Here is a 13,638-nt window from a genome sequence, read left to right on the forward strand (position 1 = left end):
CTGTTCCGGCAATACAAAGAGGATAAGTCCTCCGGATCCTGGTTCAGCACGATACCGGCACCTGCAACTTGACAGTAGTACCTCGACCAAACGAGCTCTTAATGCTCATTTGGCCACCCACCGATGTCATTCTTTCCCGTATATTCTGAAAGCCGTAATGCTCTTCTGGGACGACAAGGTTTGGATCAAAACCTTTCCCATCATCGGAGATGGTGACGGTTACAGTTCGGGAGTCAAAGGCGAGAGAAACTTGAATGCGCTGCGTGTTTGCATGAAGTACAGCATTAAAGACGGCTTCTCGCGTAGCCATTGCCAAGGTATAGACAAGTTGCTGATCGAGGTTGAAGGGAACCCCTGTAACGCCGAAAAAGGCCTCGATGCCGTGTTGTCTTTCGACGCGTCTCGCTAGGTTTCTCAGAGACGCAACGATATCGGTGTACATCTCTGAATTATGATGAAGATTAGTGATTGCCTCACGTGCCTCATCGACTGTGGCCTGAATTTGTGCTGCAGCCGCCTGAATGAGGTGGAGACGGGAGTGTTCATCTCCAGCATCCTCACCTAAGGCCGTGTACAACAATGCCGAGACACCTGCACATCCTTGCATAAGCGTGTCATGGATCTCGCGACCGATACGCATTCGTTCGGCAAGCAATCCAGGACAATTACTGCATATAGATTCCGTGGGTAGGCTTACGGTACTGCTCCAAATTGTTCCAGACAAGGTCGCCTCCAATTTCAAGCCAGATTATTCAAACGGATGAGGTCTGCTCGGATCCGCGCAGGTGCCAGGCAGCGATGTTCTCCAACTAGAGCAAAACCAGCGTAGAGGTATTCCGAGCCATAAATCCTTGCGCAGGTTTTCCGTTAAGAAGGCCTGCCCATCCCTGAATTTGGGCAGGACACAGTAACGCTGGTTCTTCGCGATAGGAGATCCAGTTGCTTCCACATTCCCGTTGAACCAGATCCCGGCATTTCTCCTCAAACCCCTACTGCTCCAATTGACCACGTGGCATCCCAGTGTCCTTCTCATCGTGCAGTGGGGGAAAACCATGTAGAAGGTTTTCACCCCAAACGCAAAGTGAAAAACAAGCGAAGGCAGACTATACGGGCGCATGAAGGCACAGAAGAATCGTTAATGATGTACGAAATTGTTGAAGTCAAGCTTTAATGTTTAATATGCTTTGTTTTCAGCAAATTAAACATAGATTTAACGTCGAGACCCAGGACGTTTAACCGTAGTTGTCAAGGACAGACACGTATCCGTAATATGAATTCATCTATCTGGAGTTGATCTATGGTGCAGTTCTCCGCTTCATGTTTGGGGGATTCAGAACGTGCGGAACTGAAAATTGTCTTGGCGGCTTTGGCGCGCACTCCACGGCTTGCAAAACTGCTGGAGTATATTGCGGACAAATACGCTCAGGGCAGAATTGGGGAGATCACCGAGTACAACATCGCGATCGAGGTTTTTGGCCGATCCAAAACTTCATTTGATGCCTCCAGAGATTCCATTGCCCGCGTCGAAGCATATCGACTGAGAAAAAGGCTGAAAGAGTACTACGAAACAGATGGCAAAGAGCACGATATTCTGATATCCCTTCCAGCGGGAAGCTATGTTCCATCATTCATACTTCGCACTTCTTCAGTTCGAGACACCTCTGTGCCATCCATCTCCCAACCTGACGCTAAGGAACTGGAAATCCTGTCAGCGGAAGCACGTGAAAACGAAGAAGTTAATCAAGGCTTGACAACAACGGAAGCGAACCCGCCAACACACCTGACGGCACGCAATCCATGGAGACGCGTCCTGTTGGCCGGAGCGATCACGGCGCTGGTCATTATAGCCCTCAGCACAATCCGATTCTTTTCTCTGAATAAATCAAGCAATCGCCCCAGCAGCAGCACTACAGTTCCGTTGAACCCCATCTCATCTTCACAGGCCAGCCCTGCTCGGATTCCGCTACGGTTACTTGCTGGATACGATGGGACTCCCAAGATCGACAGCGCCGGCGAATATTGGGAAGCTGATCGGTATTTTCATGGGGGCGCCGCCTTTCGCCGTACCGATGGTCCAGTAACACGTACTAGTGATCCGATGCTGTTCGAGCATTGGAGAACGACCGACTTCACCTACGACATCCCTCTTGCGCCTGGTCCGTACGAATTGCATCTATACTTTGTTGCTTCGCAGTGGGAGAGCGTTCGCGAAGCAACCTTCCATATAAAAGTCAACGGCCAAATGCTCCTGGACGGATTTGAAATCAGTTCCGACGCTCAGGGAATCAACGTTGCAGACGAACGTGTCTTCAAGGACATCTATCCAGATAAAGATGGCTATCTGCATCTGACCTTTTCAGCCGATCGTGCCGCAGCATCAGTGAATGCAATTGAGATCTTGCCGGGGTTACCTCACCGGCTTCAACCTATTCGTCTGGTGATGCAACAGGCTGCCGTTACTGACCACAACGGAAATTTATGGCGCCCGGACAACTATGCCCAGAACGGGAGACTTTCCGATCTGCCTCAGCAGGTCAGCGGCACAGCAGACCCGAATCTCTATTCTCACGAGCGCTACGGTCACTTCACCTATGCGATTCCTGTAGATACACGCGACCGCTACACTCTCGTCCTTCACTTCGCCGAGTTATATTTCACCCCGCAGGCCAGCGGTTTCGGAGGGACGAAAAGTCGAGCTTTTCGTGTCTTGTGCAATGGCTCGACGCTGCTCGACGACTTCAATATCTTCAAAGAAGCCGGCAGCCTACATCCTTTGACCAAGACCTTCTCCCATTTGAAACCCTCCCCACAGGGAAAGCTCAATTTAACCTTTGAACCGGTCATAAATAATGCCACCGTATCTGCAATTGAGGTCATTGACGAGTCAGAGTGATATAGATTTTGTCGCCTCCGCTTTTATCTTCATAAACTCAAGCAACACTATTTACTTCTTATTCAGTATGGAATAAGAGATAGAAAATCTTCTGGCTTCCAATAGGAGGGGAGAGAAATCCCTCCCCCTCGCCGAATCACCGGAAAAGCTGGCCACTCGTCCAGTAATACGGAACCTCAATAGTTTCAATCACTATCGACCGCAACAGGTTTATTGCACCAGATCAACTTGATATGGACCAAGGTGGAGCGCACCCTCATACGACTTGCCTGTGAGTACACCTCGTACCGTTGTATCTAGCGGTATATCTTTCTCATCTCCAGTCGTATTAACGTAAAGTGTGCGCCGATCAACCACACGGGCATATACACCCTCCGGAGTCTTTGGCCCGGGCTGTATTCCAAGCTGCGCATAGAGACTTCGGACAATCGCACCAATAAACGATGGTTGCGCCGGAGTTGCCAGATAAAGGGCATTTCCCTTGCCGTACTTGTTGATCGTGATAGCAGGAAATTTCTCCCTAAGGTTGCTAAAAGAAGCGAGCGTTTGGGCCGTACGAGGTTCCAAGACCTCGTAAAAACCAAGACTGCCCTTTACAGTCTTACCTTCAAACTGGAACTCCGGTACCTTATCAGCGATATAGAACTGCGAGGTTCGAATTCCAAATACATCGCTGAGCCTTCCCGGAAGCGGTGTATTAAACCATTGATTGTGCTCGTCTACTTTGGCAGAGAATGCAGTCATCAATACCGTACCGCCTTCTTCTACATAATGACGAATTGCAGTTGCACTGGCCTCGTCCATCACATAGTCAGCCGGTACAACCAGCAACTTGTATTTGATGGGATCGTGAGCGATGTTGATGAGAGCAACGTCGATATTATCGTTAAAGAAGGGCTCAAGAGCGTTGTCGACCTGTTCATGATACGGTGTGCTGAAATAAGTGCGTACGCTGTTGGCCTCTGGAGGATGCGACGCAATCAGGCTATCGAACGAGTAAGCAATCGCAACGTCAGGTTTATGGTACCGAGGAAACCCGAGATGTTGAAGCTGAGAAAACTCCTTTGCAATTTGCTTGAACTCATAGTACTTCCATGAGGGCGTTCCATCGTGATCCATAAGCCCGAATAACGCTTGTTCCTCACCGCCGCGATGAGTGTTAAATGTCCAAGCCAGGAATGTCTGCCCATAATCGATGAGTCCGAGATAGGCCCACATTCTTATGATCCCCTTCGGCCCCCCATACTCTTTGCTACCGCCAGTGACAAATTCGTTGAACCACATTGGAGTTTCGAGATCGCCTTTTGTAAGCAGGACTCCAAGTGTCGTATCCAAAGGAGTCGAAGGATAGAAGCCTTCTGCTCCAAACGTGACGTACTTCTTGTACGAGCTAAGGTAGTCGAAGCCTCTGCGGGGACTCGTATCCCAAAGGTTCGATACCGCAGGGATATTTGGCGCGTTCTTTTCCCGAACTTTCTCAAGATCTTCCAAAGTTGCAATTGTTACGTCAGACCAATAGCGTCTAAGATCCAGATAGCGTTCCGGCGGGCTAGGCCCATCAGCATATGGCAATTCGACCTCATCAAAAGATCCTAATCGCCGAGACCATCGTTGCGATGCCCATGCCTCATTCATATTCTGAACTGTGCCATAGCGAGCTTTCAGCCACTCAATAAACCTCAACCGATCCGCTTCGGAGTAGGACATATATCCATCCCCAATTTCATTGTCGTAACCAATAGCTAAGAGAGCTGGATGCTTTGCATAATGCCGCGTGAGAGCATCAGCAAACCGGATCACCAGCCTTCGGTAATCGGGATCACTAATATTCTCCATATATCTCATCGCGGCATAACGCCTGCTACCATATTGGTTCACAATATCTACGGATGGGTACTTATGATGAAGCCAGGTGGGTGCAGGTAATCCACTTATGTCGAGAATGACATGGATTCCTGCGCTATGCATTTGATCCATAATGCTGTCAAACCAGACAAAATTGAATACTCCTTCCGAAGGCTCGAACGAATCCCAGGAAAGATCGCCCATGCGCACAAGGGCAAAACCTGCATCTTTCATCAGCGCAATATCCCTCTTTATCTCTTCTGGCGATCGATCGACCGGTTGATAGCAGGTACCAACATAGAGAATCCCCTTGCCCGGCCACTCGGGATGGCTGGAAGCACTTTGCGCACAAAGCATCTGAACGGTGATCATGGTGCAAAGGCATCCTGCTAATAGAGCAATCACAAATCTTCTTATAGAGGGTAGATTATGATCTCTTCTCACCGAATTTCCTCTTTTCCTAAAGCGATATCGCTTAAACCTGAGTACTGTGCCTGCAGATATCCTGCTATTTTGCCAATGCTTAAAAAAGGGGCTCAAGCGAAAGGCCAGCATACTTGAGCCCGGGGCAAGCTCAACATATTCGGCAACTGCAGCTGGGCCAACTCTAGGTGAACTTTCAATTACATAACTCATCCCGGAAGCATCTAGGTCTCGCTCGAAAGAGTGACACCTTTTATCTCTCCTGGAAAGACTTCTCGAATGACGTCGAGGTTACACAATAAAGAAATTTCGCGACACTGCCAAAAGTAGTAATAATTGCGTCTTTTATGTGATTACCAGTCTTACCTTAAAGTTCAGCTTTTTGCTTTAGGGTAGATCTTCTATAGATAAGCGATTTTAATGAACAAACGTTGTCCGTTCGACAGCACCGGCATTTTGGAAAGCAATTTCCTTGACAAGCCTACAGAGCAAGACCTACCTTTTTCTCTTTAAGTAAACGATGACTGACGGGTATCATGGTATTCCGCAAAGAGAGACTACTCGCGATTGCAATTGCCAAACGCTCCCTTGCGATACATAGATCAATTCGATTTCGAAAATGTGTCTTTAACAGGTACAAGATGAAGGATAAACACGATGGTTAGCAGCAGGCTTTATTCCCAATACCGATTGAGGCCCCTGGGATGAACAAGCTCCTAGATCTAAAACTCGGCCGCCGCAAGTTTATTTTGGGATCGGCGTCTGCAGCACTGGCCACTGTCTCGCGCCCTGCGTGGGCGAGCTTGTTTGCTCAAGCGAGGTCAACGCCCCCTTCAATGAACCTATATGTAAGTCTTCAAGGAGATGATTCAAACCCAGGCACAATTGATCGACCGTTTCGCTCGATTACAGCCGCACAAGATGCGGTGAGATCTCTCCGCAAACGCGCCACGGGAGCAATTGCAGTGTATTTCCGAGCTGGCACCTATTATCTCAGCCAGACCGCTGTCTTCACCCATGAGGATTCGGGCGAACAGGAAGCGCCGGTCCTGTACGCCGCATATCCGGGAGAACACGTAGTCCTGAGCGGGGGCAAACGCCTAAGTCCGCAGTGGTGCGAGTATCGAAGGGGAATCATGCGTACGAAAGTTCCGGAGGGAACTAAAACCGACCAACTCTTTATTAATGGGAAACGGCAGATTCTCGCAAGGTATCCCAACTACGATCCACAGGCTCGTTATTTGGACGGATACTCACCGGACGCAATCAGTCCGGAACGGATTCGCAAGTGGTCAAATCCCAAAGGTGGATACATCCATGCCCTGCACCCCAGCTTGTGGGGCGATATGCATTTTCAAATTACAGGGAAAGATGCTCAAGATAATTTGACCTACGACGGCGGCTGGCAAAATAACCGGCCAGCTCCGATGCACAAAGAATATCGGTTCGTAGAAGGGATCTTTGAAGAGCTTGACGCGCCTGGCGAGTGGTTTCTGGATGAAGCAAATCATATGCTGTACTACTATCCGTCCGAGGGAACAGATCTCCGTGAGGCCATTGTCGAAATTGTCGACCTGAAGCATCTGATCGAATTCCGAGGATCGCAGACTAAGCCGGTTCGCTGGATTAATGTGGAGGGGTTCGTATTTCAACATAGTGCACGGACATTTATGGATATTCGTGAGCCACTGTTGAGAAGTGATTGGCGAATCTACCGTGGAGGGGCCGTCTTCCTGACAGGAACAGAGCATTGCAGTATTGACCGATGCTATTTCGATCAAATGGGTGGCAACGCGATCTTCGTCAATAAATACAACCGCTATCTGCACGTATCACGCTGTCATATCGCCGAAGCGGGCGGCAATGGTATCTGCTTCGTCGGCGATCGCTCCGCCGTGCGCAATCCATTGGATAGCTATGACGAGCGACTTTCTGTGAAGGAGCTTGACCTCACGCCAGGTCCGTTTACCACCAACTATCCGTCTGAGTGCCTTGTCGAAGACTCGTTGATATATCGCACCGGGCGAGTAGAAAAGCAATCTGCTCCAGTGCAGATTTCAATGTCCATGTCCATCACGATACGTCATGTGTCGATCTACGATGTACCTCGCGCCGGGATTAACATTGGCGATGGCTGTTGGGGTGGTCATCGAATCGAATACTGCGACATTTTCGATACTGTTAAAGAGACTGGAGATCACGGATCGTTCAATGCCTGGGGGCGGGACCGCTGGTGGGAATTAAAGGATGTCGACCTCGACACTGTTGTCGATGTTGGACCGCACAAGGATCTGCCCGTGCTCGATACCATTCTCCCCATAACGCTCACGAATTCCCGCTGGCGCTGCGACCATGGTTGGGATATTGATCTTGACGACGGATCGAGTAACTATCGGATCACTAATAATTTGTGCCTGAACGGGGGCATAAAGCTCAGGGAAGGCTTCTATCGAAGCTGCGAGAACAACATACTTGTAAGCAATTCGTTGCATCCGCATGTATGGTTCCTGGATAGCCACGATATCTTCCGACATAACATCGTGTTCACCGAATACCATCCGGTTCGAATTCGGAAATGGGGACAAGAATTCGATTACAACTTGCTTCACCAGCCGCACGCTGTGCAAACTTTGCCGTCAGCGAAGCTGCAAGCTCAAAGTCTGCAGGATCCGCATTCACTCATCGGTGATGCGAAGTTTGTTTCACCGGAAGCTGGTGATTACCGCGTAAAACCAGGATCTCCCGCCTTGGCACTGGGGTTCGCCAACTTTGACATGAACAAGTTTGGGGTACAAACTCCAGAGCTGAAGGCCATTGCCAGACAACCGGAGTTGCCGAAATCCATTGGGGCCGTGGTGCCTTCCGAAGAAACAAGAAGCCGTGCTGTAGCAACTTGGGCGGGAGCAAAGATTCGCAATATCGTAGGACTGGATGAAGTTTCTGCTTCCGGCACACCTGGAGAAACAGGAGTTATCTTGCTGGAAGTTCCTCAGGATAGCTTGGCGTCAAAGGCTGGCTTCTTAGTAAATGACGTCATTCTGGCTTTCAACGGGCGGCCGGTGAAGGAGCTTCAGGACCTACTGCAAGAAACAAGAGATACTCCGGCAGGAGAACCCTCCACTGTCACGATACTTCGCTTTCAGCAGGAGTCCACACTTCGAATCACACTGAAATGAACTCCTCAGAATTGCCAACTGAAGCTTGAGCAGCTTTTTGCTAAAGCATTTCCCCGCAGCAGTGTAGATCGAAGGCACAAAGATCGGCAGCTTTCCTCCTAAGAAAGCTGCCGATCTACCGCCAGAAAGTTTACAGCATTGCGGAGAATGCTCTAAGAATCACGATCCTCACACCACAGGAACAAAAGGCCGTAACTCGACCTTTTTCGAGGTGATCACAATCTTAGCTGGTGTTCCTTCCTGGGCATGCAAACCATCTCCTACAGCTTCGACTTGAATTTCTCCTGGACTCTTGGTGCTTTGAATGATCACCTGCGCCAAACCATTGAAGAGTGACCGTTTCGGTTCCTTATCACTCTCCTGGCAATTGGGATCGCCATTGCCTACGCCAATGAGAATTCCGGGGCCAGAAACATTGAATCTCATTTTGTTGTCAGCGGTCGGTACCGGCCTTCCCTCATGATCGAAAGCTTCCACGCGCAGAACCGCTACATCTTCGCCGTCCGCATGAAGTTCAGTGCGATCTGCGGTCAGCCGGACGGATACTGCGGATCCGGTGGTCTCACGTTTTTCTGAGAGAACAACCTTTCCGTCTTTCTTACCATGTGCCTCGATCAGGCCGGGCTCGTATCTGACTTTCCACTCCACGTGACCCAGATATGGCACTTTTTGACTGCCAAGGCTTTTGCCATTCACAAACAATTCGACCTCATCCAGGTTCGAATAGGCCCAGACCGGAATCTCGTCACCCTCTCGACCGTGCCAATTCCAGTGTGGAAACAGGTGGAGCGAAGGCTCTTTGCGCCACCATGCCTTGTAATAGTAGAAGTAATCCTTCGGGAACCCGCACATATCCACAATGCCGAATTGAGAGTTGATCGAAGGCCAACTGTAGGGATAGGGTTCGCCACGATAGTCGAAGCCAGTCCAAGCAAAGCCTCCCGCCTCCCAATCGCGCATACCGTAAAACTGCCACCAGACTTCCGGCGTCTCATTTCCAACTCCGTCACCGTCATAGCAGTTCACCGTATTTCGCAGACGATCGGTTATGTAAACGCCGCGGGTACTAATGGCGCTCGATGTTTCCGATCCGAAGACCGGGCGCTTGGGATACTTTTTGTGAAATGCATCAGGAAAGCGTCGTGTGTAGTAGTTGAAGCCTACGATATCCACGGGCACGGAAACGCCCTTTTCGTTATCCCAGTTAACGGCGGCAGAAACTACCCGCGTGGGATCGAGCTTGTGGCACCAACGTACCATGCTGGCAGCAATGCGTGCTCCCTGCTCGGACATCCGGTCTTGTAACTGAGACTCCTCATTTCCAATTGACCAGATAATGATAGACGGCGAGTTACGATAACGCCTGACCATCACTTCGAGTTGCTGCAGACCTTCAGGGCTTGAGCTCATCTGGCGAGTCTCACACATCATCATCATGCCCGTCCGATCGCAAGCATCAACCCACTCCGGTGTCGGCATATTATGCGAAGTACGGACAGCATTACATCCCATCTCGCGCAGCACGGAGAGCCGGAACCACTGCAGTCGGTCGGGCAACGCAGCGCCTACGCCAGCATGATCCTGATGGTTGCAGGTTCCTTGAATCTTCAGTGGCTTGCCATTAAGGAAAAACCCCTTGTTCGCATCGAAGATGGCGGAGCGAATGCCAAAGGTCACTCGCTCCGCATCACGCACAATACCATTGGTTTCGATAGACACAACAGCAAAATATAAATTTGGCTCCTCGACCGACCAGAGTGCAGGGCGCTCAATCCTGGTGGTAGCACTATAGGTGCAGGAGCCATCAACAGGAATAGATCCTTCTTGCGACACGGCTGTGGCAACGGTCGAACCTTTGGCATCCATGATTTTCCAATGCACCTGGCCGTTCACGTCATGGCCGCTCTCATTCTGAGCCACTGTCGACAAAACCAAATCTGCAGAGTTCCGACCGACCGTATAGCGGACCGTGCTCTCCCACTTACCCAGGTGAATTGCATCAGTCTTTGTAAGCCATACATGCCGATAGATTCCAGCTCCTTCATAAAACCAACCGTCGCCGTAACTGGCATCGACACGAAGGACAATATAGTTTTTTGCGCCGTAGGAGAGAAAATCGGTGAGATCGAAGCGGAAGGGGATGTAACCATTGTTGTTTCGACCGATGAAACAGCCGTTTACAAAGACGAGCGCATCGCGAAAAACTCCGTCGAACTCAACCCAGATGCGCCGACCTAGATCGCTCGTCGGCACCTCAAACTCCCGCCGATACCAGCCGATACTACTCTCGGGATACCGGCGGCCAAGCGGCTTATAGCCGTGTGAGCGTAACTGACTGTCTCCGACTCCCGCATCATCATGCACAAACGGGAGTTCCACCGCCCAATCATGAGGGAGATTAACTGCCCGCCATCGTGAATCGTCAAAGCCCGCTTTTGCAAAGTTGAAGTCGCCGGTCTTGGAGAAATCACTTTGACCAAAACCGAATCCCAAATCCTTCGATGGGTCGGTTCCATGACCAAAGGAGAATTTCCAACCGAAGTCGAAGAGCAGGTGTTCACGAGGTGCAAGAGCTGGATCAGACAGCGCCATACCAATTGGAGCGTCGCTTCCTAACAACTCCACGGTTCGCCCCCAAGCGGAACGGGAAACCAGCGAAGAGGTGGAGAGAGCTAGCCCGGAAGCGAGTAATTCACGACGAGAAATTTTCGGCATAAGAACCTCAATTGATTCAACTGTGTTACTGAAGCAAAAGCGCACCGACACTACAAACGGAAAGCCACGTATACCTCTGTGGCTTCGATCTACACTGTTTGGGAACTTCTCTAACGCATTTTAGGGGTAAGTATAGTTCAGCAAAAGTCAGCGAAGTGTGGCCATTCTTAATGGAATGGCCACGCAGACATTCGTTCCAGGTCCACACCGAAGCCGAAGCTGCTCTAGCGATTTGCAGGAGTCGGATCGCTGGCCTCTTCGCCAGACAAAACAGAAATCTCTGCCGCGCTGGTCCAGCCCTTCGTGCCAAGTTCCTGCAATGCAGTGAAACGGAAGAACCGGGCATTGACTGGAGCAAAGGTAACTTCCTGAAGCTCGGGGTTATTTCGAATGTTTCCAAAACGACCTGAGTTAACATTTGTAGTCCAAGTCTGTCCATCTACGCTAGTCTCAAAGCGGTAGTTTTCGACAATGCCGTCGTGTGTTCCGTCTTGTCGAGGAAGATACGTGAAGCCGGCAATCCGATGCGTACTTCCCATATCGACGGTGAGTTCGTGTGGCAATGCCAAATCAGCGTGTAGACGAGTTTGCCAGACTGTACTCTGATCGCCATCAATTGCATTGACTGCAGGATTGTTGGCTTCCTGACTGTCTACATTCACAACTTTCCAGCCAATAGGTGCTAGACCTGCAAAGTATTTCGAAGTCACCATGCCGAGCCGCCCATCCGGACTCAGGCAAGCGGCCAGGATCGTGCCGCCACGGGGCAACGCTATAGGCGAATGGTAAGGAGCGGAATTAGGAGTCGGCATTGTGCCATCTAGTGTATAGACAACAGGTAGGCCCTTCTCGCTAGTGATCGTCACCGAACCCCTACTATCGCGCTCAGAGATGATAGGAGATCGAACCAACTCGGCTTGTTTGAAAAGCCCCACTTCCGCAAGCGTGGGCTCAAGACGAGAGGACGTGATGCGGATACGAACCTGGTCGCTTGTAACTGGCGAATCCCAGCGCAGCAGGCGTTTGTGGCCTATCGTCGTCTGCTCATCCATTTTCTTCCACTGCGAACCGTCCCAGACGTCAACACTAAAAGATTCAATTCGCTGGCCACGATGATCCACAGCTTCCTGTAACGAAACGACATCAAAAGTAACTGCTTTCGGTGCTTTCAGAATCAGAGTAGCCGTCGTTTGTCCCGGAGCAGCTTCCCACCAGGTATCGAGATTTCCATCTAAAGCGAGTGATGAATTGTTCGCCCGATTGGAAGTGTCGGCGATGAGCTTGGCACCCACAGCAAGGTTCTTGGCGAAGGTTTCGTTGACAACCTGCGCCATCAGCTTCAAATGCACAAGCTGGTTATCCGGGATCAGCCCTCGTGTATCCGGAGAAAGGTTTAATAGCCAATTGCCGTTCCGGCCGACAGATTTGTAGTAGATGTCAACCAACTCTGCGGCATTCCGCGAAGGCTTTTTGGGTGCCCAGAACCAGCCATGAAGAATGGGAACATTGGTTTCCGCTGGATACCACGTAAGGTACGAGCCAGGTATGAGCCTAGAACGGCTACCGAGATCTGCATCCGTCATATCGGGCCATCTGAAAACATCAGGGGATGCAGGCAGAGGAATGACACTCCATTCCGTAGAGCGGCCAATCCCGCCTTCGTTGCCAACCCAACGTGCGTCGGGTCCTTTGCCAAAGATGATTGCTTGGGGCTGCAACTGGCGAATCATGCCGTACCATGCTGCATAGTCGTAGGTCTCAGAGACACTGGGGTCTGGATTCGCACCATCGAACCACACTTCACGAATCGGACCGTACTCGGTCAGCAGTTCGTAAAGCTGATTTAGGAAATAGCGGTTGTAGTCGTCCACCTTATAAGCAAAGCTTTTGAAACCGGGGATTGGCTTACGTCCCTTGGAAGGGTTTGTCTTAAAGCTGGCCGGATCCGTGGGAATCACCGAATTGACCTTCTCACTTCCATCCCCGTAATAACCGTTGGGATTCGTGGGATTGGTTCGTAACTGATAGAGATCGGCAGGCGAAAGGTACACGCCTAACTCCACCCCGTATTTCCGGGCTGCATCAGCTACCTCCCGAACCAGGTTCCCCTTCCCTGCCCTCCACGGACTGGCCGCAACCGAATGGTCGGTATAACGAGTAGGCCACAAGCTAAACCCGTCGTGGTGCTTGCAAACCAGGACCACCATCTTGCCCCCGGCGTCCTTAATGGCGCGAACCCATTGATCCGCGTTGAGTTCCGATGGATTAAATACGGACGGGTCTTCATGGCCATTCCCCCACTCAACGCCCCTGAAGGTATTTGGGCCAAAGTGGATAAAGAATGTCCGTTCCAGCCGCATCCACTCCGTCTGATTGGAACGAGGTAGAACCTTGGCCGCTTTTTCCACAACGATTGCAGAGGAATCCTCGCTAGCAATGTGTTGCAGCGTGGAATATTCAATCGACGCGGAAGGGGAGGAATCCCCTTTCACTTGCGCCTGTCCCTGAACCAAGAAAAAAATCAGAAATAGTTCAATGGAGAGTAGTAGCCCGACTCTTGTACGCATCATCTTCATGGATTCCATT

Annotated in this window: 6 protein-coding genes; 2 read left to right on the plus strand and 4 right to left on the minus strand. The window is 50.5% G+C overall.

From position 1 onward, the window contains the following. Positions 1-43: 43 nt before the first annotated feature. Positions 44-724 (minus strand): sensor histidine kinase, encoded by a 681-nt coding sequence (locus AC6I7T_RS11930; protein WP_497793665.1) that lies wholly within the window; start codon positions 722-724, stop codon positions 44-46. A gap of 573 nt (positions 725-1,297) precedes the next feature. On the opposite strand from AC6I7T_RS11930, the gene AC6I7T_RS11935 reads away from it, so the two are divergent. Beyond that, entirely contained in the window at positions 1,298-2,893 is a 1,596-nt protein-coding gene (locus AC6I7T_RS11935; protein WP_497793667.1) for a malectin domain-containing carbohydrate-binding protein, read from the plus strand. A 210-nt stretch (positions 2,894-3,103) separates the two neighbouring features. Here AC6I7T_RS11935 and AC6I7T_RS11940 read toward each other — a convergent pair whose 3' ends face one another. Next, on the minus strand, positions 3,104-5,110 hold the full coding sequence (locus tag AC6I7T_RS11940) for a beta-galactosidase (RefSeq protein ID WP_497793668.1): 2,007 nt from the start codon (positions 5,108-5,110) through the stop codon (positions 3,104-3,106). A 755-nt stretch (positions 5,111-5,865) separates the two neighbouring features. On the opposite strand from AC6I7T_RS11940, the gene AC6I7T_RS11945 reads away from it, so the two are divergent. Continuing rightward, complete coding sequence (locus AC6I7T_RS11945) at positions 5,866-8,337, plus strand: right-handed parallel beta-helix repeat-containing protein (protein WP_497793670.1); 2,472 nt, start codon at positions 5,866-5,868, stop codon at positions 8,335-8,337. Positions 8,338-8,505: 168 nt separating this feature from the next. On the opposite strand, the gene galA is transcribed toward AC6I7T_RS11945, so the two are convergent. Both galA and AC6I7T_RS11955 read right to left on the minus strand, forming a co-directional pair. Then, positions 8,506-11,052, minus strand: a complete 2,547-nt coding sequence (galA, locus tag AC6I7T_RS11950; protein WP_497793671.1) for a beta-galactosidase GalA — start codon at positions 11,050-11,052, stop codon at positions 8,506-8,508. 224 nt (positions 11,053-11,276) lie between these two features. Next, complete coding sequence (locus tag AC6I7T_RS11955) at positions 11,277-13,622, minus strand: alpha-L-fucosidase (protein WP_497793672.1); 2,346 nt, start codon at positions 13,620-13,622, stop codon at positions 11,277-11,279. Positions 13,623-13,638 lie beyond the last annotated feature (16 nt).

Source organism: Humiphilus diazotrophicus (assembly GCF_059726315.1).